This is a genomic window from Streptomyces actuosus, from assembly GCF_016921115.1.
Lineage (GTDB): Bacteria > Actinomycetota > Actinomycetes > Streptomycetales > Streptomycetaceae > Streptomyces > Streptomyces actuosus_A.
Genome location: NZ_JAFFZS010000035.1, coordinates 1 through 25602, shown reverse-complemented (window position 1 = coordinate 25602; position 25602 = coordinate 1). Strand labels below are relative to the sequence as shown.

At 69.0% G+C, this 25602-nt stretch carries 17 protein-coding genes and 1 pseudogene; 15 read left to right on the top strand and 3 right to left on the bottom strand.

Going from position 1 to position 25602, the window contains the following annotated elements:
* Positions 1-200 precede the first annotated feature (200 nt).
* The 11 genes and pseudogenes from JS756_RS29690 to JS756_RS37110 all read left to right on the top strand — a co-directional run.
* Complete coding sequence (locus JS756_RS29690; RefSeq protein WP_205386338.1) at positions 201-1259, top strand: LacI family DNA-binding transcriptional regulator; 1059 nt, start codon at positions 201-203, stop codon at positions 1257-1259.
* Positions 1260-1354: 95 nt separating this feature from the next.
* Positions 1355-1507 (top strand): hypothetical protein, encoded by a 153-nt coding sequence (locus JS756_RS29685; RefSeq protein ID WP_205386337.1) that lies wholly within the window; start codon positions 1355-1357, stop codon positions 1505-1507.
* A 222-nt stretch (positions 1508-1729) separates the two neighbouring features.
* Positions 1730-3205, top strand: a complete 1476-nt coding sequence (locus tag JS756_RS29680; protein ID WP_205386336.1) for a glycoside hydrolase family 32 protein — start codon at positions 1730-1732, stop codon at positions 3203-3205.
* A gap of 110 nt (positions 3206-3315) precedes the next feature.
* Positions 3316-4653: an ABC transporter substrate-binding protein gene (locus JS756_RS29675; RefSeq protein WP_205386335.1), complete on the top strand. Its 1338-nt coding sequence runs from the start codon at positions 3316-3318 to the stop codon at positions 4651-4653.
* A gap of 77 nt (positions 4654-4730) precedes the next feature.
* Positions 4731-5720, top strand: a complete 990-nt coding sequence (locus tag JS756_RS29670; protein ID WP_307791207.1) for a carbohydrate ABC transporter permease — start codon at positions 4731-4733, stop codon at positions 5718-5720.
* 4 nt (positions 5721-5724) lie between these two features.
* The gene (locus JS756_RS29665) at positions 5725-6567 is read left to right on the top strand and encodes a carbohydrate ABC transporter permease (RefSeq protein ID WP_205386334.1); all 843 of its coding nucleotides are present in this window, start codon (positions 5725-5727) and stop codon (positions 6565-6567) included.
* 41 nt (positions 6568-6608) lie between these two features.
* Entirely contained in the window at positions 6609-7574 is a 966-nt protein-coding gene (locus JS756_RS29660) for a carbohydrate kinase family protein (RefSeq protein WP_205386333.1), read from the top strand.
* 2235 nt (positions 7575-9809) lie between these two features.
* Positions 9810-10622 carry an IPT/TIG domain-containing protein gene (locus JS756_RS29645; protein WP_205386332.1) on the top strand — a complete coding sequence of 271 codons (813 nt, stop codon included), beginning with the start codon at positions 9810-9812 and terminating at the stop codon, positions 10620-10622.
* Positions 10623-11296: 674 nt separating this feature from the next.
* Positions 11297-12214, top strand: coding sequence for an alpha/beta hydrolase (locus tag JS756_RS29640; protein ID WP_205386331.1), 918 nt, complete (start codon positions 11297-11299; stop codon positions 12212-12214).
* A gap of 1363 nt (positions 12215-13577) precedes the next feature.
* Positions 13578-14486, top strand: a complete 909-nt coding sequence (locus tag JS756_RS29635; protein ID WP_205386330.1) for an SGNH/GDSL hydrolase family protein — start codon at positions 13578-13580, stop codon at positions 14484-14486.
* Positions 14487-14606: 120 nt separating this feature from the next.
* Positions 14607-14914: pseudogene (locus tag JS756_RS37110) on the top strand (helix-turn-helix domain-containing protein); the annotation flags it as partial.
* Positions 14915-14956: 42 nt separating this feature from the next.
* Here JS756_RS37110 and JS756_RS29630 read toward each other — a convergent pair.
* Both JS756_RS29630 and JS756_RS29625 read right to left on the bottom strand, forming a co-directional pair.
* Positions 14957-19342, bottom strand: coding sequence for a S1 family peptidase (locus tag JS756_RS29630; protein WP_205386329.1), 4386 nt, complete (start codon positions 19340-19342; stop codon positions 14957-14959).
* A gap of 53 nt (positions 19343-19395) precedes the next feature.
* Positions 19396-19749 carry a CU044_2847 family protein gene (locus JS756_RS29625; protein ID WP_205386328.1) on the bottom strand — a complete coding sequence of 118 codons (354 nt, stop codon included), beginning with the start codon at positions 19747-19749 and terminating at the stop codon, positions 19396-19398.
* Between the two features lie 595 nt (positions 19750-20344).
* Here JS756_RS29625 and JS756_RS29620 point away from each other — a divergent pair.
* The 4 genes from JS756_RS29620 to JS756_RS29605 all read left to right on the top strand — a co-directional run bounded on the left by JS756_RS29620 (position 20345) and on the right by JS756_RS29605 (position 24375).
* The gene (locus tag JS756_RS29620) at positions 20345-21490 is read left to right on the top strand and encodes a molybdopterin-dependent oxidoreductase (protein WP_205386327.1); all 1146 of its coding nucleotides are present in this window, start codon (positions 20345-20347) and stop codon (positions 21488-21490) included.
* 20 nt (positions 21491-21510) lie between these two features.
* A complete protein-coding gene (locus tag JS756_RS29615) occupies positions 21511-21912 on the top strand; it encodes a hypothetical protein (protein WP_205386326.1) in 402 nt (133 codons plus the stop codon).
* A gap of 97 nt (positions 21913-22009) precedes the next feature.
* Positions 22010-22630, top strand: coding sequence for a hypothetical protein (locus JS756_RS29610; protein WP_205386325.1), 621 nt, complete (start codon positions 22010-22012; stop codon positions 22628-22630).
* Between the two features lie 380 nt (positions 22631-23010).
* A complete protein-coding gene (locus JS756_RS29605; RefSeq protein WP_307791205.1) occupies positions 23011-24375 on the top strand; it encodes a glycosyltransferase 87 family protein in 1365 nt (454 codons plus the stop codon).
* A gap of 390 nt (positions 24376-24765) precedes the next feature.
* Here the strand turns inward: JS756_RS29605 and JS756_RS29600 are convergent, their stop codons facing one another.
* A complete protein-coding gene (locus tag JS756_RS29600) occupies positions 24766-24936 on the bottom strand; it encodes a cold-shock protein (RefSeq protein WP_307791216.1) in 171 nt (56 codons plus the stop codon).
* Positions 24937-25602 lie beyond the last annotated feature (666 nt).

Sequence of the window (25602 nt, the reverse complement as noted above, 5' to 3'; positions counted from 1 at the left end):
ATCGACTGCTGACCGCCGCAAGCAGCTGGCGCACCCTGAACCGGCGGCCTGACGGCCCGGCGTTCAGACGTCATTTTCGGGCCGGCCCGTAAGAGTCTGTGACGACCCGTTGACAGGAGCTCCGGCCATGGGCATTCTCGTGTCCGCACGGTTGGCTAAACGATTAACCAACCCGGTGTCTCCTACTTTGGACAGAGGTAATGGCGCGTCGGATCGGGATCAAGGACGTGGCGGCGGCGGCAGGTGTGTCGACCGCGACCGTGTCGCATGTCCTGAACCGGGTCGAAGGCAAGCGGATCGGTCAGAAGACCCGGCAGCGCGTCTGGCAGGCCGCGGAGGAACTCGGGTACGCCCCGAACGGTCTCGCCCGCGGTCTGAGGCTGCAGCGGTCGCAGACCATCGGCTTCGTCAGCGACGAGATCGCCACCACCCCCCACGCCGGCCGGATGATCCTGGGGGCCCAGGAGGCCGCCGCCGCCGAGGGCCTGCTGCTGCTGCTGGTCAACACCAGCGGGGACGCCGAACTGGAGCGCACCAGCATCGAGATGCTGCTCCAGCGGCAGGTGGACGGCGTGCTGTACGCGGCGATGTACCACCGCACCGTGCGCCTACCGGAGAGCCTGGGCGCGACGCCCACGGTCTTGCTCGACGCGCGCTCCGAAGACCCTGCCGTCCCCTTCGTGGTGCCCGACGAGGTGCAGGGCGGCTACACGGCGGTGCGAGAGCTGATCCACCACGGGCACCGCAGGATCGGCGTGACCGTCCAGACCGTCGACCTTCCCGCCCGCCAAGGCCGCCTGGAAGGCTACCGCAAGGCACTGGCCGAGGCAGGTATCCCTTATGACCCGTCGTTGGTCGCCGCCGAGACGGCAGTGCCGTTCAATACGACCCCGGGTGATGTGGAGACCGGCTACCGGGCCGCACGGCGTCTGCTGACGGCGGAGCAGCGGCCCACGGCGCTGTTCTGCTTCAACGACCGGATGGCCGCCGGCGCCTACAGGGCTGCCGCTGAGCTGGGGCTGTCCATCCCCGGCCAATTGTCGGTCATCGGATTCGACAATCAGGAGCTGGTCTGCGAGTCGGTCTATCCGGCGCTGAGCACGGTTCAGCTCCCGCACTACGAGATGGGGGCACGGGCTGTGGCCCAGTTGCTCGCGCTCACCAAGACTCCGGGCCGGCCACCGGGCCCGGACACTAACGCATTGCTGCTTTGCCCGCTGGTGGCGCGGGCATCGGTCGCTTCGCCGCCCCGACTCTGACCCCGGGACGGCGAAGCAATGTGCACCATGACAGGCGACCGTTGCGACCGGTCGTCATCCCTGTCAGTAACTTGGAACACAGCGAGGGTACACGCATGTCCCCTGAGATTCTCAATGCGCCACCGAGCCGCCGCAGCCTGCTGATACCCGGCGTCGCCCCCACCGATCCGACAGCCGTGGACGAGTGGGGCTCCGCCCGTTCCTTCCACCCCGCCGGTGCCTGGGCCGCCGTGGCGCGAGGCTACTGACCCCTCCCGCTCCTCGCCGACTGCCGTGTCGGCGCCTCAGCAGCCTCCTCCCGCAGCTCGCCTCCGGCATCTGCCGGACGCCGCTCCCGTCGTCATGCCGCCAGGGGCTGGTCGCGAGTTCTGGCGGAGGCCACCTTCTGCGAGTTCTGCGTGGGGCCGGGACCGGATTTCGTCCGGTGACCGCTCTCCGCCCGTCCCGTGTACTCACCGAAAGGCACGTGTGTGTCCACCGCGCCTCGTGATCCGTTCCGGCCCGTCGCGCACCTGCGCCCGCCCCGCAACTGGATCAACGACCCCAACGGGCTGGTCTTCCATGACGGCCACTACCACGTCTTCCACCAGTACAACCCCTACGGTGCGACGCACGCGAACATGCACTGGGGCCACTTCCGCAGCCCCGACCTGCTGAGCTGGGAACTGCTGCCGGTCGCGCTGTCCCCGACCCCGGGCGGCGAGGACGCCGACGGCTGCTTCTCCGGCAACGCCGTCTCCGACGGCGGCCGGCTGGTCGCCTTCTACTCCGCGAACCGCCTGGACCGCTCACCGCAGCACCAGCCGGTCACCACAGCCACCTCCCTCGACGGCGGCCGGACCTTCACCCCACGCACGGAGCTGCTCATCCCCGAGTGGCCCGAGGACTGCACCATGTACCGCGACCCGTACGTGTGGTGCGACGGTGCGGGCTGGCGCATGCTGGTCGGCGCCGCGCTCGCCGACGGCCGCGGCGCGGCACTGCTGTACGCGTCGCCCGACCTGGAGAACTGGAGCTACCTGGGCCCCTTCGACGCCCGCACACAGGAGCCGGTCGGCGGCACCGACCTGCACACCGGCGAGGGCTGGGAGTGCCCCCAGTACCTCCCGGCGAGCTCCCGGGGGCCCGGCGCCCTCATCTTCAGCGCCTGGAACGACAACGGCGGCGACCGCTGCGTCACCGCCCTGGTCGGCGAGGAACGCGGCAACACCTTCGCAGCCGGCCCGCCCGTCCTCGTCGACCACGGACCGGAGTGCTACGCACCCGCGCTGCTGCCCGCTCCGGACGGCCGATGGCTGCTGTGGGGCTGGTCCTGGGAAGCCCGCGAGGACGCGTGGGCGGTCGCGGACGGATGGGCCGGCATGCTCACCCTGCCCCGCGAGATCTCCGCCCACGGTGACGGCGTCGTTCGGCAGCAGCCCGCCGCCGAGTTGCTCGCCCTGCGTGGCGAGCACACCGTCCACGCCGACGGCGAGATCTACGGCCCGCAGGCGGTGGACCTCGGGGGCGTGGGCCGTGCTTTCGATCTCACGGCCCGTCTGGAGGCCACCGGACCGACCGGGTTGCGGCTCCTGACCGGCCCGGACGGCTCCGAGTTCCTCGACATCCGCCTCGATCCGGCCGCCGGGGAACTGGCCGTCGACCGCGACCGCGCCTCGCTGGACACCCGTGCCCAGGGCGGCACGTACCGGATGCCGTGCCCCGCCGGCCGACCGGTCGAGCTGCGGGTGGTCGTCGACCACTCCATCGCCGAAGTCTTCCTGACCTCCACCGGCCAGGTGCTCACCCTGCGCTTCTACCCGACGGGCGACGCCCCGTGGCGGCTCGAGGCCCGCAGCGCGCCCGACGCCCGCCTGACCTACGCGGTCGAGGCGTGGGAGCTGCTGCCCCTCACGGTCGAGGAGCCGAGCGCCGGCACCGGACTGCCGCACGAGCAGTCCCCCTGACGGAACCGTCGTCACGGAGCCGTGGCCACGGCTCCGTGACGATCCCGAATCCCCCCACGCACATCCGCACCGTCCACCCGCACCCGCACCACACACCGGAGGCACCCACCATGAACACCCCAAGCGGGAGATCCCGCCGGACGGCCTGTACGGCCCTGGCCCTCGCCCTTCCCCTGGCCGCGCTGGCCGCCTGCGGGGGCGGCAGCAGCACCGACACCTCCGCCGAGAAGGGCAGCGCCACCATCACCGTCTGGGCCCACCAGGGCCAGGCGAGCGAGGCGAGCGCCCTGCAGAACGCGGTGAAGTCGTTCAACTCCTCGCAGAAGAACACCCACGTCAAGCTGACCCTGATCCCCGACACCGACTACACCAAGACCATCACCGCCACCGACGCCTCCAAGCTGCCGGACGTGATGGAGTTCGACGGCCCGACCATGGCGAACTTCGTCTACAACAAGAAACTCGCCTCGATCGACGACTACGTCTCGGTCAGGACGATGGCCAACGCCACAGACGCCATCAAGGCCCAGGGCGAGATCGACGGCAAGCACTACGGCCTGGGCATGTACGACTCCGGGCTCGGCATCTACGGCAACAAGAAGCTCCTCGACGCCGCCGGCGTGAAGTATCCCGAGGGCCTGTCCGACGACTGGACGGCAGCCGAGTTCACGGCCGCGCTCCAGGCACTCAAGGCCAAGGACGCGGACGGCAGGACCCTCGACATCCAGGAAGGCAACGGGCTGGCCACCGAATGGGGCACCTACGGCTTCTCCCCCGTCGTCTGGTCGTCCGGCGGCTCCCTGCTGAAGGACGGCAAGGCCGAGGGCGCCCTCGACACCCCGGCCGTGGTCTCGGCCCTGAAGACCTTCCAGTCCTGGAAGACGTACGTCGACCCCAACACCGACGGCAACGCCTTCGCCAAGGGCAGGGTCGCACTGAGCTGGGTCGGCCACTGGATGTACCCCACCTACAGCAAGGCCCTCGGTGACGACCTCATAGTCCTGCCGCTGCCCGACTTCGGCAACGGCCCCAAGACCGGCCAGGGATCCTGGCAGTGGGGCATCAGCGCCGGCACCAAGAACGGCAAGGCTGCCGGAGCCTTCCTCGACTCCCTCCTCAACGACACCAACGTCACCGCGATGACCACGGCCAACGGTGCCCCTCCCGGGACCGTGTCCGTGCTGGCGAAGAGTGACCTGTACAAGCAGGGCGGCCCACTCCAGCTCTTCGCCGACCAGCTCGCCAAGCCCTGCGGCGACTCACGCATCGGCACGTCCTGTGTGGCCGTGACCCGCCCGGTCACCGCCGGATACCCCACGGTCACCGCCAAGTTCAGCCAAGCGCTCAGCGACGTCTACGGCGGGGCCGACCCCGAGACCGCCCTGGCCAAGGCCGCCCGAGCCATCGACCAGGACTTCTCGGACAACGACGGCTACCAGCTGCCGTAGCCGACATCCAGTCGCCGGGAGGGACGGGCGTCCCCGTGACCGTGTCCGTCACTCCCGGCCCGGAAGAGGACCCAACCGTGACCATCGTGAACCCCGCACCTGCCACGCCCGCCGGACGCGAACCGGCTCCGACACCGGCTTCCGCCGCACCCCGGCGGTCCGGGCACAAAAACCGCGACCGGGTGCACGGGCTGCTGATGTCCGCACCCGCCCTCGGCGGTCTCATCGCCTTCGTCGGCGTACCGTTCGTCTACGCGGTCGTGCTCTCCTTCTACAACGTGCGCCTCGGCTCGCCGCTGCCACCCCGCTTCTTCGGCCTGGAGCAGTACCGGCGGATCTTCACCGACCCAGACATGTCCGGCCCGTTCCTCAGGTCCCTGCTGAACAACCTGACCTTCGCCGCGGTCGTGGTCCCCGTGCAGACCGGCCTCGCCCTGGCACTGGCGATCCTCCTCAACCGCAAACTCAAGGCCATCGGCCTGTTCCGGTCACTGTTCTTCCTGCCGGTCGTCTTCCCCATGGCCCTGGTCGCCGTCATCTGGCGGCTCATCCTCGCCCGCGGCGGCGACGGCCTGCTCAACTCCGCCCTGAACGTGGTGAGCTTCGGCAACTGGGGCGCCTTCGACTGGCTCGGCGACAGCCTCACCGCCATGGCCTCGATCATCGTGCTGTCGGTCTGGCAGGGCGTCGGCTTCCAGATGGTCATCCTCCTCGCCGGCCTCCAGCAGATCCCCGGCGAGCTCTACGAGGCCGCCCAACTCGACCGCGCCTCGGCGTGGCAGCAGTTCCGCCACGTGACCCTGCCCGGCATCCGCGGCACCCTCGTCTTCGTCGCCATGCTCACCTCGGTGCTGTCCTTCCGCGTCTTCGACCAGATCTACATCCTCGTCAAGGGCGGCGGACTCGACGAGGACTCCACCCGCACCGTGATGTACCAGGCCGTCACCACCGCCTTCGACCAGAACAACATCGGCCAGGCGTCCGCGATCACCGTCGTCTTCTTCCTGGTCGTCGTCGCCCTGACCCTCATCCAGCGGCGTGTCGCCCGCACCGGCAACGAGGACTGATCCCATGGCCCGAACCCGTACACCACTGCGCCGCTTCCTCGACTACACCGTCCTGAGCGTGCTGGCCTTCGTCTTCGTCCTGCCCGTCCTCTACCTGATCCTCGGCAGCTTCAAGCCCTCGGGCGAAGTCCTGAGCGGCCTGGCCGGCTTCCTCCCCACCCACCTGTCCTTCGACAACTACAAGGCCGTTCTGGACAGTTTCAACTCCGACGCCACCGGCTACTTCTGGCGTTTCATGGGCGTCTCGCTGCTCCTGTCCACCGTCGTCGTCCTCGGCGGGCTGATCATCAACTCCATGGCCGCCTACGGCCTTGCCCGACTCCGGTGGAAGGGCCAGGGCGCTGTCTTCACCCTCGTCCTGCTGTTGATGCTGGTCCCCTTCGAAGCGGTGGCCGTCCCGCTGTTCTACCTGTTCAACGACCAGCGCAACACCATCTACATCCAGGCCGTCCCCTTCATCGCCAACGCCTTCTCCATCTACCAGTTCGCCACCTTCTTCCGCGCGATCCCGCCCAGCATCGAAGAAGCCGCCCGCATCGACGGCGCCGGCCCCTGGCGTACCTTCTTCGCGATCATCGTTCCCATGAGCAAGCCGGTGTTCGCCTCGGTCGCCATCCTGACCTTCCTCACCCAGTGGGGTTCCTTCCTCTGGCCGGTCCTGATGGTCTCCGACCCCTTGGTACGCCCCCTGCCCCTGGAGATGAGCGTGTTCCAGGGCCAGATGCCCGTGGACTGGGGCCAGGTCCTCGCCTTCGGCGTCCTGCTGATCCTGCCCGTGCTGATCGTCTTCGCGTTCTTCCAGCGGTGGTTCGTCCAGGGCGTCGCCAGCTCTGCCGTCAAGGGCTGAGTCACCACGCGCACTACGCCTCATCCACAGAGAGACAGCCCATGAACACGGCCGCCAGCAGCATCACCGTCATCGGTGAGTGCGTCGCCGACGCCTTCACCGATCCCGCCCGCTCCCTCCCCGCCCGACTCGCGCTGAACGTCCTGCCCGGCGGCGGCCCCGCCAACACCGCCGTCGCCCTCGCCCGGCTCGGCACCCCCACCCGCTTCCTCGCCCGGTTCTCCGACGATGTCTTCGGTGCCTTCTTCCGTAACCACCTCAGCGCCTCCGGCGTCGACCTGACGGACAGTGTGACCGCCGCCGAACCCAGTACCCTCGCCATCGCCGACCTCGACGAAACCGGCCAGGCCACCTACTCCTTCTTCGCCGACGGCGCCGGCGACTGGCAGTGGACCCCGGACGAGCTGTCCGCCACCGCGCCGGACGGAGACACCGTCGCCGTCCACACCGGCTCTCTGGCACTCATACGCCCGCCCGGCGGCCGTCACATCGAGGACCACCTCGCCAAGGCGCGCGAGAACGCCACCGTCTCCATCGACCCCAACGTCCGCCCCCTGCTCGTATCGCCCGCCGCCTACCACCGACGGCTCCACCACTGGTGCGCCCTCGCCGACATCCTCCGCCTCAGCGAGGACGACCTCGCCCTCCTCCTGCCCGGGGCCACCCCCGAAGAAGCCTGCGACACCTGGCACGCGGCCGGCGCCCGCCTCGTCGTCATCACCCTCGGCGGACGTGGCGCCCTCGCCTCCCTCGACGGCGCACGTACGTCCGTCCCCGCTCCGGCCGTCGCCGTCGCCGACACCGTGGGCGCAGGAGACGCCTTCACCGCCGGCCTGCTGCACCGCCTCACCGCACTCGGACACCTCGGCGGCCGGCTCGAAGCCCTCACCCTCGACGACACCTCCGACGCCTGTTCCTTCGCCGCCCGCGTCGCAGCCCTCACCTGCTCCGTCCCCGGCGCGGACCCACCCAAGGCAGAACGCCTGGCCTCCTGGCCTACGAGGTGACCACGCCCACCGGGTCGGCGACCTGCGCAAGGTCGCCGGTTGCGGTGTACTGCCGGCTCGTGGCGCCGCCGCGCACGTCGGTCGTGATGGCGAGCAGGCCCGCCGGGACCGTGCCGCCGCCGACAGCGGCCTCGGTAGGAGGTGCTGCCGTTGGAGGTCGCCGCGGTGTCCGTGCCGCCCACCGGTGCGCCGGCCGTACCGAGCTGCACGTCCTGGTAGGTGCCGGTGTGGGCGGTGGCGTCGAGTGTGGGCAACAAGGAAGGACGGAGGGAATCGCCCTCACGACCCCTGGCTACTGGATGGGCGGCCCACCGGTTTGCTACATCAACTAGCCCATACGGGGGTGATGCCGGCAAGGCGTCAGCTCCCTTGTTCACCTGTACGGAGCAGCACACTGTCAGACACGACTCCGGCAGGCGCCACAAGCATGCGCCCCAGGACGAGGGGGGCAGACGGTCCTGCGTCCGAGGCTCCGGCCGGAGCTCAGAGCGTTGTGCGTCCCACGCCGGGGCGGTGCGACGGCTGCCGGGTATGCGCCACGCGGCGGACGAGCCATGTCGTACGACCAGTCGGTGCCGCGTGAGCGGCACCGACTGGCGATCCAATTCTCTCCGGGTGCCCATCGCGACTCTGGTGCGTCCGTACCCCCCGCGCGCAGGGAGCGCGAGCCGCACCATCGTCACGTCCCTGAGAGACGTGGGCTGCCCACCGATTGGATATGTACAGTGACGCAGTGATTCGGCGCATGCTGCAAGGTGCCGGGGGCATATTCACTCCTTCGGGTCGGCTCTCGGCGACGCGCGGCCCAGGCAGGTCTGGACGAACCATCCGGTGAACGTGCAGGGAAAAGCCCCTGATCCGCACGCCACCGCTCTGCACGTCACGGCCGGTGCGGAGGCCAGGCCACCCACCGCCCCGCCCGCGGCCGCCGACTGCGCTCCGGGTCGGCTCACTTCGGCGTTTCAGTTCGGCGTCTCTGCTTCAGCTTGACGTCGGGAACCTTGGAGAGGGGATGGGCGTCGAGTCGGGCTCCGGTCAGGCCGTGGCTCCGAGTACGTCCGTCACCAGGCCAGTGGCGAGGCGGGCATGCTGGAGACGATGCGGATCGCCTCCAGCATGCCCAGGACGCCCACGGCGTTGACCTCGGTGACGAGTTCGGCCCGCTGCCACGACATCGGCGTGAAGGTGATCGCCCTGCTCGATCGGATGCTGTGCGAGATACGACACGACCCGCACCGCCCGGTGATTCCGGTGATCAGTCCAGGGTCAAGGAGGCGGCCGACTGCGAAGAGCCGGGGGGCCGTCCCGTCGCGGACCTTCCACGTGCTGAGAGGAGACAGGACGACCGGGCGTCTCGTCCTGGGGCCGTCGTTGCCGTGACCGCCGTGACAAGGCGTTCCAGGGGCGGTCCCGGCCCTCAGCGGTAGGTCTCGGCGGCGCGGTGGTCGCCGCGGATCGCGGGCACCGTGCGGACCAGTTCCACGTCGTCCAAGACACGCGAGTCGGTGCGTTCTTCCACGGTATCCGGATGCGCTGAGCACCACGTCGATCCCCGCGTCGATCAGCACGGCGTCGAGCAGGGCGGGGACTTCCCCTCCCGGTGCCGGATGGGAACCGCACACGGCAGCCGCCGTCATCGAGGTCCATGACGAGGTTCTCCACGGCCTGTGCCACCCAGGAGGCGGTCGGGCGCGCAAGGGCACCCAGGACGCGGATGCCCCAGCCGGCGTGCTCGCGGTGCAACCGTCGCAGGACCGTGTCGGACCTGATGGCCGGGCCCACGGTGCGGCGCACGGCGGGAGGCGTGCTTGAGGAAACAGCCTGGACCAGGTTGTGCGCCCCCGCCTGCCGATTCCTCGTGCACGCCCGCCATACGGTCGATGTTCCGTTCCTCCCCTTGCCTCTGCTTTCATTCGTATGGGTCACTAGAGACACCGGCAGTTCGCCCATTCAGCCGGACAGCGCGACACTGCTTCGCCGGTCTCTCAAGGCGCGAACGAGTTCGCGCAGGAGCTGCGCCGCCCAAGCAGCAAGACACGCCAGCCGCGCAGCGCCGCCCGCAGATTCCGTCGCCTGCCTCACCCGCCCGGTCTTGCTCATAGCCGGCCCGGCCTGCGACCGGTGACCGTCACTCACGGCCGCGTACCGCGTGGGGGTACACCCCCATGCTCACGCCCACCGATGGGGCACCCCAGCGGCAACACCTCAACCCCTGCTCCACAGAAGGAGACAACCATGTCCGTCGCAATCCTCTCCCCCCTCCCGCAGCTCCTGACGCAGCCGACCCTGATCGCCGCCGTCCCGGGCTGCGGCCCGACCACCGGGGGCAACGTGGTCCTCCTCATCGGCACCAATCTGGGCGGGGCGACCTCCGTCACCTTCGACGGCGTACCCGCGTCGATCGTCGCACAGGACCCCCTGGGAGTCCTGCTCACCGTCATCGCCCCGCCGCACGCGGCCGGCAACGTGCCGGTCGTCGTCACCACCCCCGCCGGGGCCAGCACTCCGGCCAACTACACCTACGTGACGCCCGTGACGCCGCCGCCCATCGCGCTGGCCATCACGCCCCAGAGCGGACCGACCGAGGGCGGCACCCCCTTCACGATCATCGGCGCCAACCTCACGGGTGCTTCGGTCACCTTCGATGGTGTCCCCGCCACCAGCGTGAACGTGCTCGGCGGAATCCTCCTCACCGGCGTCACTCCTCCTCACGCCGCGGGCCTCGTCTCCGTCCAGGTGACCACGCCGGACGGCACCACCACCGTTCCCGGCGGATTCACCTACGTCGGGCCGGCCCTGCCCACGGCCACGGCCATCACGCCGACTTCAGGCCCCGCCGCGGGCGGCACTCCGTTCGCCATCACGGGCTCAAATCTGTCGGGCGCCACCGTCACCATCGGAGGAGCGGCGGCGACCAACGTCATCGTCGACCCCACCGGGACGGTACTCGCCGGCATCACACCGGCCGGAACGGTCGGAAACGCAGCGGTCGTGGTAACCACCACGGCGGGGTCCGCCACCGTCACCGGAGGCTTCACCTACGTGTGATGCCGGCAGGCGCACCGGTGGCATGGCCGACCACCTTCCCTTCCCGGCTCCGGCCCTGCCACAGAACACGACGATGCCCGCACAGGTTGCGGGCATCGTCGGCGTGTGCGCACCCGGCAGGCAGGGACACGGCACGCGCAGGAACGGTCAGGCACTCGCGCAGTCCGCCACACACAGTATTGCGGTCTGTGGAAAGGATGTATTGAGGACACGGCAGGGCCGTTGCAGCTTGTCGGCCAGAGTCCAGGTGAGGGCGTGTCAGGGCGTGACGCTGCCGTGTTGTTGGCCCCGCGCTCCAAAGCATGCGCCTGTGGGCAGCTCACGGGGGCAACGGCGGGACCCTGGAGTTCGGCGACGACCTCGGGGGCAGGCCTCGGTCACGCGGACTCAGCGGCGGAGGGCATCAAGGACGCCATCGACGCCCCTGTCGCGACGCAATGCATCGAGGCGCCCGAGGAGGCCCGATACGCACCGATGGGGAAGCCGTCCGAGCGGCCGGCAGCACGACCTCGAGCGCCGCCCGCGCGAGCCGCTCCAGGAGCGTGCGGAACCTGTAGCGTTGAATCAGGTGTCCCGACTTTGTGCAGGCCGGAGCCTCCACCGATCCTGGAGCAGCTCAGTCCGCACACTTCCTCGACAGCGTGGAGTCGACACCACGACGATGAGGAGGGCGCATGCGATTCGCGCTGGACGCACTGTTCGCTGACGTGCCCGCGGAGCAGGTCGACGAAGCTCGTGACTTCTACAAGTCGAGGGTGGCAGGCCGTGGCCCCAGCACACTGGAGGAGCTGAAGGAGGCACGGGCGAAGCGGTCCGCTCCTCAAGCCGCCGATCCGCCAGCCCTCGAAGAGACGATCGAAGCCGCGGAAGCGCGCGTCCCTGTAAGGATCTTCACGCCTGTCGGCGGTCCGCCGCGGGGCGTCTACCTGGACATACACGGCGGCGGCTTCTACATGGACTCCGCAGCACGAGGAGACAGACGCAACCGCGAGTTCGCAGACGCCCTGCGCTTCGCCGTTGTCAGCGTCGACTACCGGCTGGCCCCGGAGCACCCCTGGCCGGCGGCACCCGACGACTGTGAAGCGGCGGCGCTCTGGCTGGTCGAAGAAGCCGAAGCCCGTTTCGGAACGTCCCGACTTGCGATCGGTGGGAGCTCCGCGGGAGCCACACTCGCCCTGGCGACCCTGCTCCGACTGAGAGACAGAGGCGCAGTCGGCCAATTCACCGGCGCTGCGCTCCAATTCGGGGCCTATGACTTGAGCGCACGGACCCCGGCCGGTCGCCGCATCGCGGACGAATACTTCATCCAGGCGTATGTCGGCCACGCGGAAGACCGCACTGTTCCCGGGATCTCTCCCGTCTACGGCGTTCTTGGCGGGCTTCCTCCCACACTGCTGATCGTCGGAAGCGCAGACGTGTTGCTGGAAGACAACCTGGCGCTGGCAGGTCGGTTGTCAGCGGCCGGCAATGACGTCGAGCTCCGGGTCTACCCCGAGTCACCCCACGGCTTCACGAGCCACCCCACGGCAATGGCCAGGACGGCGCTCAGCGGCGTCGACTCCTGGCTACGCGACCGGATCACGCAATCGTAGGGACTGACCACGATCTGGATGGACCCCGGTCCGAACCGTCAGGCAGCCGGTCGACATCGATCGGCCGAACACGTCTCATGCCCGGCTGTCGGACACAGCCGATGAGGACCTCGGCGCGGGGGCCAGGCGTCGTTCCTGCGGGTCGATGAGCCGACCAGCGCCCTGGATCCACACGCGGAGATCGCCGCGTTCCAAGAGCCTGTGGTCCCGGGCCGAACAGGGGCACGCGGTCGTGCTCGTCACCCACCGGCCGCCCGCGACCATGCACGCCCACAGCTACGTCCTCGATCAGGGGTGCGTCGTCGAGGACGGCATCCACGAAGACCTGATGGACCGCGAGGGCTCCCTGAATCAGGGGATGTTCAACGCCCAGGCCGCCCAGTACGGGCTCACGCCCACGGCCGACACACTCCCCCCGGCCCCCGCGCCACCCCAGCGACCGACCACGAGACCACGAACCGACCCACCAACCCTCACCCACAACCCACATGCGACAACCACCCCCTATGCCGAACGCGAGACCACGCCCATGCCTCCCAGCCCCCTCGCTCCGCAGGGCCACCGAGACACACCCCGACCACCACACGAACAAGCGGGTCCCCGACCGGGCCGCGCACCGCCACGAACCGACCCGCCGACGCAACGGCCCGCACGACGCCGCCCGCTCACATCACCTGCGGCACCGCCGTCAACGACCCCAGCGCCGAACCCCGCGCATCCGACACCGCACCACCAAGCCCCTCAAGCTCGTCCCCGGCCGACACATCGAAACCACCGACCACACGCAGTGAGCGCGAGCACGTCGACCGGGGCGTGCCGCACTCCGCACGGTCACGCGGGTCGGGTACTTCGGTCAGCCGTTCCAGCAGACGCGGCACGTGTGCGGGTTCGATTCGTGGATGGCCGTGGAATTGGTCAAGAGCAGTCGGGATCGGCGATGATGCGTTGACAGGCACGGTCTTTCAATCCGAACACGGGGCATCGAGAACTCCATGATCTCGGGAGTCCGTGCCTGTCTCGTTCCCGGAATACCGCCAAGCTGATAGTTCGTCACGAACCGGGCTCCTCACCGCTACGCCGAAGCCCTGCGGAGCGCTCCAGCCCGGCAGGGATGGGCGATGACGGCGCAGCAGACACGGTCTTCCGCTGTGGTGATAAGGCGAACTCGACACTCCATGATCACCGGAAGCCGGGCCCGCGCTCTTCCCGCCGATCCAGCACCATGAGGTCCGCATCGCAGCATCAGGCCCATGACGACTGCATCGGGCCGGCCGCGAGAACGACGGAGCCCTGGGTCCGTCACGTTCCGGGGCGTGTCTGCGTCTCAGAAACTGATGATCCATGATATCTACTCAGTAGTTACATGAACGCCGTGTATTACTACCGGTATGGAGCCTTCGTGAAAGTCCTGGGAACCAAGTCTGTCATCGCCGGTGTGCTGTCTCTTCCTCTTGCGCTGGGCGCGTCTCCCGCCCATGCCGACACGTCGGCACACGGAGGGCAGGGCAAGACACGGTACGCCGCGCTCGGCGACTCGTTCGCATCCGGTGTGGGCGCTGGCGACTACATCCCGGCCAGCGGCGACTGCTACCGCAGCCCACGCGCCTATGGCCCCCTCTGGGCTGCGGCGCACCGCCCGAAGGCGTTCCAGTTCATCGCGTGCAGCGGGGCGACTACGACCGATGTACAGCAGAACCAGGTGCCTGAAGTATCACGGGCCACCACGTTGGTGACTCTCACCGTCGGAGGGAACGACCTGGGTTTTTCCACGGCTGTCGCCGCATGCCTGCTCCCCACGAGTACCGATGCGGTCTGCGACGCGGCGCTCAATTATTCGGAATACATCCTGCAGAACGAGCTTCCCGGCAACCTGCGGCGCACGTACCAGGACGTCGCCGCAGCTGCCCCCAAAGCAAGGGTGGTATTGGCGGGGTACCCTCATCTGCTTGAAACAGGAACGAGCGCGTGCCCGTACGGCACTCCTGAACGGCGGATCCGGATCAACGCCCTGACGGATCAGTTGGACGACCTCATTCGGAGGACCGGCAAGGAGCAAGGATTCAGATTCGCCGATGTGCGCCGCTCTTTCGCTGGCCACGGAGTGTGCGGACCCGGGGAAATCCCGACATGGATCAATGCGTTGGTGACACCGAGCTTTGCTTCCTTTCACCCGACTGCGGTGGGCCAACGTCGCGGCTACCTCTCTACCGTGAGTGCGGTTGTCGGCGAGTCAAGCGGAACCGGGCACCCCTGCGCGGCTTCGGCGAAGTGATGCGCCGTCCGCTTCGTGATCATGTGTGCCCGAGGAGGGCGACCGGCCTGCCAGGCATCGCGGGCGTTGCGCCGCAGGCTGGCGGCGACGTCGGTGCTCCCCGCGAGGCGGTGAGCACCGGTGAAGCTGCAGCAGATCGTGCGCCGGGGCGGCACCATTGCGGTGCTCTACCGGCGCGCGATGATGCTGCTGGCCCCGGCCGGCGGGAACCGACGCCCCGGTGATCGCGGAGCTGGTGCAGGCAGACGAGGACACCGTGGGCGACGTGATCCACCGGTTCGCTGAGATCGGCCTGGCCTGCCCGGACCCTCGGTGGGGCGGGAGGCCGTCCCCGCCCGCTCAGTCGTGACGACGAGGACTTCGTCATCCAGACGGCCACCACCCGCCCCACCCAGCTCGGCCAGCCCGTCACCCACTCGTCCCTGCGGAGTAGCCCGCATATGGGCAGTGCCGATCACCACGCAGGAATGCTAGTAGGACGGACAAATCACCTTTGGCAGCCCCGACGGCAGACCGCGGCGCTCGTCATCGGTGAGGTCACGGCCGACAGCGTCGCACAGGTGGCGTTTCCAGAGTTCGGGGTCCAGGTGGATCAGGTCCAAGCGGCCGCTGCCGTCGTTGCCTCCGAAGCCGCTTTCGGACCGGGTCCGCAGCAGGGTCTTGCCGTCCTTGGTGGCCGCCATGAAGTACTGGTTCGACGCGAAGTCGTACGTCTTGAAGTTGTTGGGGTCTGACAGCTGCTGGAAGCGCACGGAACTTCCGTTGGCTACATAGAACTCGCCGTCGTTCCTGGAGAAGTTGATGATGAACCCGTCACCGGTGAATCTGTCATTCGAGCCCAGCGGCCCGAGTGGGCCGACCACTCTGCTGGGCCGTTGTCCGGCCTCAGCCGACCACAACTCCACCATGCCGCCTGGCGTCTTCGCGGCTGCGTAGCGGCCACTGCTGTCCAGAAAGGCCCGATCGACATCCTGGCCCAGGCGAACACGTAGAGCCTTGTTCTCCTTACCCGTGCTCAGACGTACTGCGTGCAGTACCGGGTCGCCGTAGATCATGATCTGTACGTAGCCCGATTCGGGGTGGCTGTTCATCGCGAAACCCGAGTCGGCTTTCTCGGACGTGCCAAAGCGGGGCGGGTTCTTCGCGCTGAGCTTGAGCGCACGGGCTTCGAGAGTCTCGGACAGGCGGCGGCCGGTCCGGGCGTTCCAGTGCTCGATCCTGCTGCCGGAGAGCGTCAGGAGTTCGTCGCCGCCCCGGAGAAAGGTGACCGTCAGCGGCTCCACGTTTCCGCGGCTGTCGACGGGAGGCGGGAGTGTGGTGATCTCCGCCAGCGCGCGCAGGGACGGTATCTGCCGGATCAGGATCGTGTTCCGGCCGACCACATCTGCTACGAGGGTTCCGACGTCGTTCACCGTCAGTGAGTTTTCTGCGGCCGGCTCGGGTGCCGCGGGTGACTCGGGTCGCTTCACCGAGGTTGTGATCTGTCCGGAGGCCGCATCGATGAGCGCCAGGGTTTCGCCGCTGGGTCTGTCCCAGTGCCTGACGCGGGCCACCAGGCTCTTGCCACCGTCGATCAGCCGCGGCGAGCCCACAACGATGTCGGAGCCGTCGACATCAGTCGGGGTCAGTGGCAGGGCGGTCAGTGCGTTGCCGCCGTCTGCGACCGTGAGCACGACCAGGTGACGCGGGTCTGCGAGGAGACGGCCGATGACCATCGCGGGCGAGGGCGCCATAGCCTGCTGCACGCGGCGGTCGTGCCGGGTGTCGACGATCATCCACGAATTGCCGTGGCTCGCCGCGAAGTGCTCGCCTTTCTCGTCGACGGCGATGCTTCCACAGTCACTGTTGGGCCCCGTATAGGTGTAGCCGTTCAGCGCCCGTCCATCGGCCACGCGCAGGGCGCGGTAGGCGGCGCCGGTCTCGTCGCCCTGTTTCACCTGGTCGCACACGACCAGCACGCTGCCGTCCCCCGACAGCGCGGTGGGCGAGCCGTACAGCGCGCTCCCGGCGACCTGGTCCGCCAGTTCACGCACCCTTCCCGTGTCGGCTTGCACTACTTCCAGGTCATATGCGCCGGTATTGGAGGGGGCGTGTCTCACCACCAGTGTGTTCTCGTCCGGCCCGAACCACACGGACACGTGGTTCGTGGGCATCCGGCCAGGCACGTCCTGGTGGCGTTCCGTCGCCAGATCCCACAGCCGTAGCCGTCCATCCACGATCGTGGCCAGGTGTCCGGAGTCGGGTCCGAAGGCCATGAAGCTCTCGTCCTCGCTCAGCCAGGCCATCCGGTCGGCGATGTCCTTGAAATCCGCGGCTCGCAGGGTGTGCGGCGCTCCGAGCAGGTCCTCGGGTTCGTCGGTGGTGGGGTCGACGTCGTGCCAGATGAACGCCCCCGTCGCCGACACATAGGCGATCCGTAGGCCGTCCCGGCTGACCAGCGGATGGAAGGCCATCTCATCGAGGTCGAGGTGGAGTCGTTGCGTTCTTCCCCCGGCCTGGCGTACGAACAATGTGGCGCGCCCGTTGTCGGTCACCACGAGCGTCACCGTGCCGTCCACGCTCGTCGCCGTGTTCCGGATCCTCCCCTCTGCCCCGGTCAGCACCCATGCGGCCTCCTTGAACTGGTCGTACCTGCGGAGCATGGCGTTGCGGGCCTCATCCGTCGGCGCTGTCTCGTACGCCCCGATGGCGATCAACGCGGCCTGCCCCGGATCCTGCTTCGCCACTTCGGCGGAGTAGCTGGCCAGCAGACGCGAACGCGACTCCGCCTCGCGTTGGGTACTGACACGTCGCTGATACGCGAGGAGGGTGCCGAGGCTGGCAATCAGTGCGAGCACCATGGCGGCCGCAGTCCAGGCGGTGCGGATGCGGGCTCGGTATGCACGCTGGCGCTGTCGTGCGCGCGCCAGGAACTCCCGCTCCTCCTCGCTCAGTTCACTTTCTCGGTCCTTCAACCAACCTTTGATGGCGACCAGTTGCATCGCACCGGGCAGTAGAGTGCCCGACCTGCCTTGCTTCGTCCAACGGTCGCGGTCATGGTTCAGTTCCGCGCGGCCCGCCAGGAACTTGTCGTCCTCCTGTACCTGCTTCCTCAGCGCGGGCCAGACGTTGATCAGCATCTCGTGGGCCAGCTCGGCGGTCTGCGGTTCTCCCTTGCCTCCGCGCAGAACGAGTAGCCGTCGGTCGGCGAAAGACCTCGCGAGCTTCCACGCCTCCTCCCCCGCCTCCTCTCGGGTGACCCTGCGGCGAAGCGGTGTCTCACTCCCGGGCAGCACCCTGACCAGGCCTCTGAGCAGCCGCGCCGCGGCGACCTTCTCGTTCTCCCCTACGCACTGCTTCCAGGCCTGGTTGCAGTGCTCCGCCAGTGCGCCCTTCACACCGTGCATTGCCTCGTACGTCGTCATGCGCAGCCGGCCGGCGAACTGGTCGTCCCACAGTTGTCGCAGCAGGAATCCGAGGAGCGGCAGGTTCTCCGGCTGGCCGCAGGCATCGTCGAGGATGCGCTGAGCCAGTCCTGGGTCGTAGGCCACAGCCGGGGCCTTCTCCAGCGGCTTGTTGATCACTTCTTTGAGCTGGTCCCGGGACATCGGCGTCAGGGGGAGTGTCCTGCTGTCCCGCAGCAGGGGGCCGAGCCGAGGGTGCTTGAGTGCCGCATCCATGAAGTCGGACCGGAGTGTGACCAGCAGCCGTGATGCAGTCCCCGTGCCGCCTCGGGGGAAGAGCAGCCGGGCGGCTTCGTCGATCTCGGCCTCGGTCCGGTCCAGGAGGGCCTCGGCCTGGTCGAGTACGACGATGTACTTGCCTCCCGCCTTACCGCGAAGTCGGTTCAGCGTGTCCACGAGGCCCCTGTCCGCGAGCCATCCCTCCACCTGGGCGACGTTCTCCACCCGCGGATCCCCGTACCGCCTGGTACGAACGGCCTCGTACAGGTCGGTGGCCAGACCGGACAGCAAGGTCCCGTCGGCCCCGGCGTTCACCACCACGGCATCGTACGGGCCGTCCTCCTTGTCCCGGCGCATCTTGGGTACCACTCCGGCCAGCGTCAAGGAGGACTTCCCGCAGCCCGATGGCCCGCAGAGTATGACGGCCGGATGGTCCCCCTTCAGGGCCGTGACCACCTTCTTGATGTCGTCGCTGCGCCCGAAGAAGATCTCCTCGTGATTCTCCTGGAAGGTGGCCAGACCACGAAAGGGGTCCTGAGTCAGGGCGCGAGCGAGACCGGGCAGCTTCTGCAGCACCGACTTCACACTGATCCCGAAGGCCTGCTGGGTGTCGTCGTGCTTGCTTTGGGCCGCGGCGACGATGCCGACCGCCGCACCCCGCTGCTCGTCCCAGACAGGGCTGCCGCTGAAGCCCTCTGTGACGTGAGCCGTCCGTATGTCGGCTCGGGAGAGCTGAACCCAGTCCCCTTCTGACTTCCCGCTGAGTTCCCCTCGGTGCCAGATCACGCCCGGCTCACCGTCCGGAAATCCCACAACACGCACCGGACGGCGCGAAAGGTCGTCAGAGTCGGCCATGGGCAGCGGACACGTGCCGGGAACCGCGTCCCGCAGCCGAAGGACCGCGAGGTCCCCGCATTGCTTGGGCTCCTCCGGTATCCACCGCTCGACCTTGGCAGTGAATTCTTGCCCCCTGGCTCCGTCGGCCAGTGGGAAGTCAACCAGCACCGTGGTTCCGACGGCGACGTTGAGGTGCCGTTTCCTCCCCAGCGCATCCGACACGACATGGGCGCAGGTCAGCAGGCGGTCCGGCGTGACGAGGACACCAGCCCCGGCGATCGCACCGTTCTCTCCCCTGATCCGGGCGACCGCCGCGTTCAGTGCATCGTCGGCACTCCGTGACTCTTCCCCCGACATCGTGACCTCCTCGTCCCCCGTGGGCCGGCCAGGTCAACTTAGCGGGGAACAGGTCAACTTGGGTCCGCTGCGTCACTTCTGTGCCACGTCAGGCTCACGGAGAAGTTGGCCGCCGTGGCGGTGCTGGCGATGACCACGTCCGCCTCGGCCGACAGCGACACCCCGAACTCCAGCGTGATCTCGTCCGGTGCGTTCGCCAGGCCCCGGAACCTGCCCACGAAGCTCTCCGCCACTGGCCGCACCGTGTCCAACATCTGTCCGAACGACCGCTCGGCCCGGGCTACGGAGCGGCCACCGCGGCCCACTCGGACCAGGGCTTCGTCCACCTCACGGATCTGAACGCGGATCGCTTCGTCACTGTCGTCCCCCAACGGCACCTCGACCGTGTGGACATGGCGTTCACTCACTGCGACCTCCAGTACTCGGAAGGAGAGATCGTAACGAAGTCAACGATGCCCGCATCCAACCGCGTTGAGAGCACGGCTACCTTCGTGCGGTGGTCCTACCCGTCCCCAGTCGAGTCCTGCTGGGGCGTGCCGCGAAAGTCGATCTTGGTCGTGCAGGATCACCTGCCGTGGGGCGTGGCGATCTGACGAACATCCAGTGGGCCTGGCTTGAGCCGTTGCCGCCGAGAGGCAGGGAGCCGGGCCGTCCGCCGGTGCGGACCCTGCGGCAGTTGACAGACGGCCTACGGGGGCGGACCAGGACTGGGCCCCATAGCGGGACGTGCCCGAGCGGCACGGGCCGTGGGGCCGGGCCTGCGACCTGTTCCGGCACTGGCACCGCGACGGCACCTGGAAGCGGATCTTCGAGTAGTTGCAGGTCGCTGCTGATGCGAAAGGCCTGAGCACGTGGGACGTCAGCGTGGATTCCACGATCGCCCAAACTCACCAGCATGCCGCCGGGGCACGTAGATCTACGCCGCCGACGGTCACGTCTGCCCGGAGACGTCCCCGCTCCGTAAGACCTCAAAGGTTCCGGAACGGCCTCGTGCCGGGTGGGATGGAGAGCATGAAACTGCGTGTCTCTCCACCGGTGTTCAAGGGCAGGCTGCATGACGCCCGCACGGCGACCTCGATCGGCCGGTGGCTGGGGGCGGCCTTCGTCGTCTGCTTCCTCACTGGTCTGATCAGCCATTACATGCAACATCCGCCGGACTGGCTGGCCAACCACATCCCGAGCCGTCCGGCGTGGGGCTACCGGGTCTCTCAGGGCCTGCATGTCGCTTCCGGCATCGCTGCGATTCCGCTGCTGCTGGCCAAGTTGTGGACCGTGTATCCGCGCTTGTTCGAGTGGCCGCCTCTGCGGTCGGTCCGACACGCGCTGGAGCGGTTGTCGGTCGCGGTGCTCGTCGGCGGAGCCGGCTTCGAGCTGGCGACCGGTCTGCTGAACACGGCCCAGTGGTATCCGTGGCCGTTCTCGTTCGTGCCGGTGCACTACGCAGTGGCGTGGCTGGTGGTCGGGGCGCTCATCCTGCACATCGCGGTCAAGGCCCCCGAGATTCGAACGCATTGGAGCCGGCGGTCGCCGGGCACCCTCGCGCTGCCGGCTCAGGACGGTCCGGAACGTCGGTCCTTGCTCACCGCGGTGGGCGCGGCCGTGAGTGCCGTCACCCTCACCACGGTCGGCCAGTCCTTCACTCCTCTGAAGAGCTTGATCCTGTTGGCGCCTCGCCATCCGGACCATGGTCCGCAGGACCTGCCCGTCAACCGGACCGCCGCGGCCGCCGGGGTCGGCCGGATCGAGGACGAGGAGTACCGCCTGGTGGTGGCCGGGCCGCGACCGTACACCCTGACGCTGGAGGAACTGCGTGCGCTGCCTCAGCACGAGGTGCGGCTGCCGATCGCCTGCGTGGAAGGCTGGAGCAAGTCCGCGCAGTGGACGGGTGTGCGGGTCGTCGACCTGCTGGAGCGGGCGGACGCACCGCGGCATGCGCGGGTGCGGGTGGTGTCGCTGCAACTGCGCGGCGGATACCGGGTGTCGGAGATGGGCCACGAGCACGCCCGAGATCCCCTGACCCTGCTGGCCCTGCGCCTGAACGGCGAGGAACTCGATCCCGACCATGGCTACCCGGCACGGCTCATCGCCCCCAACCGTCCCGGCGTGCTGCAGACCAAGTGGGTGGGCCGACTGGAGGTGCTGGCATGAAGCCGACTGGAGGTGCTGGCATGAAGGTGACACGATTCCTCGGGGGTGCGGCCGGCCTGGCGCTCATGGGCGTCGGTGTGTCTCTGCTCATGGACGTCCGTGACCTGAGCGGCGTGCTGGTCTGGTTGGGCGGGGCGGTGGTGCTGCACGACGCGCTCATCGCGCCGTTGGTGCTGCTGATCGGGCTGCTCCTGGTGCGCGGTGGTGTGCGCGGGCCGGTGCGTGGGGCCCTGGTGGTGGCGGGCGCGTTGACGGTGGTGGCGCTGCCGGTGCTGTTGCGGCCGGGGCCGCGGGCCAACTCTTCGGTGCTGCCCCTGGATTATCTGCGCAACTGGCTGGTCGCACTGGTCGCCGTCGCCATGGTGACGGTGCTGTCGATGGCCGTGCGGAGATTCACCCGCGGTCGGCGGCCACCGTCGTGAGCAAGGGCGGGGCACATCCTGCTCCGCCGTCTTACGTGTGTCTTACGCTTTGCCCGCAGGTGCGCTGTACAGCGAGCCGGCCTCCTACGGTGAGCGGATGCGAACCTTCGGAGTTCTTCGTACGACAGGCCTGGTGACAGCCGCTCCCCTGGTGCTGGCTGTCACCGGGCTGGTGCACCCCCGGCACCTGACGGCGGCGACGGCGGGCCAGTGGGCCGGACTGCACATAGCCCTGCTGGCCGTGTTCCCCTTCCTTGTGCTGGGCCTGGTGGTGCCGTTGTGGGGGAGGCCGCGCCGCGATGCCGAGGGGGGCCTGACCGTGCTGGCCTGGGCCGGATGCCTGTGCTACGCCGTCTACTACTCCGGTCTCGACGCGGTTGCCGGGATCTCCGCCGGCACGGTGGTGGGCCACGGCGTCCACGGGGCGGCCGGGCGGCTGTTCGCGACCGGCGACGAGTTGGGCCGGGCGGGCGTGTACGGGCTGACCGTCGCTTCTCTCGCCACGTGCGTGGTGCTCTGGCGGCGGCACGGGGTCCGGGTGCTGCCGGGTGCGCTGGTGCTGCTCGCCGCGTGCTGGTCGTTCGTCGACAGCCACATCTTCTGGCCCCGGGGTGTGTTCACCATGCTGGGCTTCGCTCTGGGCTTCGCGCTGCTGACAGTGGCGGTGTCGCGCAACGGCGACGACGTGGTGACCCCCGGAGGGCTCACCAGCCTGTGACGTCCCCCTGCCGTACGGTCCGCTGCGGGTCCGGGGCGCGGCTGGATGCCTGGTGTCGAGGAAGAGGAATCAGGTCATGGCATTCCCGTGAGCGTCGAACGCGAAGGACAGGATGTGCGGGACCGCCTCGCGCCGGCCGACGAAGTGGCGACGCACCGTCGAGATCGAACAGGACGTACTTCGTGCGGCCGGGCCATGCAGGTCCGCCGGTCGCCCAGGACGCACGACGAGCACCTCACGGCCCGCAGAGGGCCCACACGCCCATGACCGACACCGCAGCCCCTCACCGACAGGACTCCGGACCTTCCACGCCGCCTCCTCCTCGATCCGCCACTCCGGCGAAGCGCCGCCGGTCCCGGATCGCCGTCACCGCTGCCGCGGTGCTCCTGACCGCGCTCACCGCCGTCGTCGTCGACACCCTCAACGCAGGCGACAACCTGAGCAACCCCGGCCGCCTGCTTGCCGGATACGCCGTCGCCTGGGCCCTGTTCGCCGCCGCCGCGTGGACCGTACGGCGGGCTCCGGCCCGCGCCGCGACCGTTCTGGTGCTGCTCGGCGCGGCGGCCGTGGCGCTGGCCGGGCTCGCCACGCAGCCCCGTACCAGCAACGACATGTACCGCTACGCCTGGGACGGTCGTGTCCAGGCCGCCGGTATCTCCCCCTACGCCTACCCGCCCGCCGCCCCCGAACTGGCCCCCTTGCGCGACAACTGGCTCTTTCCCAGCGGCCCGACCTGCGAGGGCTGGGCGCTGACCCACACCGACAGTGGCCTGTGCGTCAGCATCAACCGGCCCACCGTCCCCACCATCTACCCGCCCGTCACGGAAGGCTGGTACCTGGCCGTCCACGCCGTCTCCCCGCCCGACAGCCGCCACAAGCCACTCCAAGTCGGCGGCGCGGTCCTGGCGTTCGGTACGACCGTGGTCCTGCTCGACGTCCTGCGCCGACGCGGGGACCCGGAGCGGGCACCGGCCCGGGCCGCCCTGTGGGCCTGGTGCCCGGCCGCGGCCTTCGAAGCGGTCAGCAACGCCCACATCGACACGCTCGGCGTCCTGTTCGCCGTACTCGCGCTCGGCACCACGACCGCGGGAGCCCGCAGCGGCGCGCTGCTCGGCGCCGCCGTCGCCGTGAAGATCCTGCCGGTCCTCGCGCTACCCGGTGCCCTGTCCGGGCAGCGCGATCCGGCACGCGTGCTGCGCGTCCTCGCATGCACCGTTGCGGCGGTCGCGCTCGCCTACCTGCCCTACGTCCTCGCCTCCGGCACGGGCGTCCTGGGCTACCTTCCCGGATACCTCCACGAGGAGGGCTACGACCCGGACCATGTACGTCGCTTCGCCCTGCTGCGACTCCTGCTGCCGAACGCCGCCGCGGGTGCCACGGCAGCCGTGCTGCTCGCCCTGACCGCCCTGTACGTGTGGTGGCGCGGCGACCCGGCCCGCCCATGGCGCGGCGCCCTGCTGCTGACCGGCACGGCGCTGCTCCTCTTCTCGCCCAGCTACCCCTGGTACTCCCTGCTCGTCATCGCTTTCGTCGCCCTGGACGGCCGTTGGGAGTGGCTGACCGTCACCCTCGCAGGGACCGTCCTCTTCCTCGCGGGCCGACTCCTTCCGGGCTTCCCACTTCAGGCGTGGGCGTACGGGGTCGCCGCTCTGGTGGTCACAGCGGGCGCTTGGCTGCGGTCCGGCCGGGCACCGCGACGGGTACGCGGTTTCGCACCCGCTGGGCCGACGGCGCGCCTGCGGTGATCGCCTCGGGCTGCAGGGCGTCTGCCCCCAGCATTGTCGACGACACCCGCGGCCTGCGGGAGTGAGGCCGGCCTCGACCGTCCGGCAATCACCACGCTCACCCAGAAGGGGAAGCCGGGACACCAGGAAATCGTCGACGATTTCCTGGTGTCCGCAACGCATACGAGTTCCCGCCATGGTCAGGGTCGCGGCGCCAACGACGGTTGCAACAGAACCCCTTGATCATCTGGCAGCTCACGCGTACCTGTTGGGGTGAACCACGCCGTCACCATCACGGCGGCCGCCGGGGCGATCGTCGTCGCGGCCGCCCTCCTTGCGGACACCCTCGATTCACCGGCTGCACCGGCAGCCTCGATGGGGCTGGTCGCCCGGGATGACGCCCAAGCGGGGCTATCCGACCACCTGGACCTTGTCGGCTTGCATGCCCTTTTGGCCCTGGACTGGGTTGCCTTCGATCGCCCTGAAGTGCACGAAGAGATCGGGGCCGGACTCCGAAGTGATGAAGCCGTAGCCCTTCTCCTCGTTGAACCACTTCACGGTTCCGTTCTGCCGTTCCGCCACGTCCCTCATCTCCCAGCCCTCGGTGGAACCGGGTTCGATCACGACACGCGGGGCCGGCCCTTGCCGGGCGGCGGCTCCCGCGTCGCCGTTCCACCGGTACGGCCGCGCTGACCGGCTGGCAGAGGTCCGGGCTGTCCGGCACAGCCGCACCCCGGGCCCGCCCGCGGTGCGAGTTGCGCACTGTGCCGGGGGCGGATGCTCCACCGGTCGGAGCTTCACCTCCCGGCCGGTGCTGCCCGGGCGGCCGGTACCTCTCTGACCCGCGGCGCGGCCCGCTGGGTGAGGATGTCCACGACGGCGACCGCAGCGGGAACGTCAGCGTTCCAACACCGCACGAAGTCATCGAGGGACATCCCGCTCCGGTCGAGGGGGCGGGTCCGTGTGCGGCGAGCGCCGACGGCGCCGTCGAGGTGGCTGGCGCCTGACCAGGAGCCCGTTCCGCGGTGCGGGGGTTCGAGGACGATGTCCGGCACGGCCGCGGTGACCCACAGACGAGCAATGGGGTCCGGGCGCCGGGAGGACGCTCCCGATCGCTTGAGCTAGTAGATTGTTGCGGCTAAGTATTGTTCTGGTTGGTGGAGTTGAGGGTCGGGCAGGCTCCCCTTGTCGTTTCCGTTCGGCCGGGCAGGGGTGTCGTGTCCTCGCAGAAGAAGTATCCGGTTGCGT

Bases quoted from the DNA above. Each gene is read 5' to 3' on its own strand.
- JS756_RS29665 (WP_205386334.1), top strand. From the start codon at position 5,725: ATGGCCCGAACCCGTACACCACTGCGCCGCTTCCTCGACTACACCGTC.
- JS756_RS29660 (WP_205386333.1), top strand. From the start codon at position 6,609: ATGAACACGGCCGCCAGCAGCATCACCGTCATCGGTGAGTGCGTCGCC.
- JS756_RS29675 (WP_205386335.1), top strand. From the start codon at position 3,316: ATGAACACCCCAAGCGGGAGATCCCGCCGGACGGCCTGTACGGCCCTG.
- JS756_RS29620 (WP_205386327.1), top strand. From the start codon at position 20,345: ATGGAGAGCATGAAACTGCGTGTCTCTCCACCGGTGTTCAAGGGCAGG.
- JS756_RS29690 (WP_205386338.1), top strand. From the start codon at position 201: ATGGCGCGTCGGATCGGGATCAAGGACGTGGCGGCGGCGGCAGGTGTG.
- JS756_RS29685 (WP_205386337.1), top strand. From the start codon at position 1,355: ATGTCCCCTGAGATTCTCAATGCGCCACCGAGCCGCCGCAGCCTGCTG.
- JS756_RS29640 (WP_205386331.1), top strand. From the start codon at position 11,297: ATGCGATTCGCGCTGGACGCACTGTTCGCTGACGTGCCCGCGGAGCAG.
- JS756_RS29615 (WP_205386326.1), top strand. From the start codon at position 21,511: ATGAAGGTGACACGATTCCTCGGGGGTGCGGCCGGCCTGGCGCTCATG.
- JS756_RS29610 (WP_205386325.1), top strand. From the start codon at position 22,010: ATGCGAACCTTCGGAGTTCTTCGTACGACAGGCCTGGTGACAGCCGCT.
- JS756_RS29635 (WP_205386330.1), top strand. From the start codon at position 13,578: ATGAACGCCGTGTATTACTACCGGTATGGAGCCTTCGTGAAAGTCCTG.
- JS756_RS29630 (WP_205386329.1), bottom strand. From the start codon at position 19,342: ATGTCGGGGGAAGAGTCACGGAGTGCCGACGATGCACTGAACGCGGCG.
- JS756_RS29645 (WP_205386332.1), top strand. From the start codon at position 9,810: ATGTCCGTCGCAATCCTCTCCCCCCTCCCGCAGCTCCTGACGCAGCCG.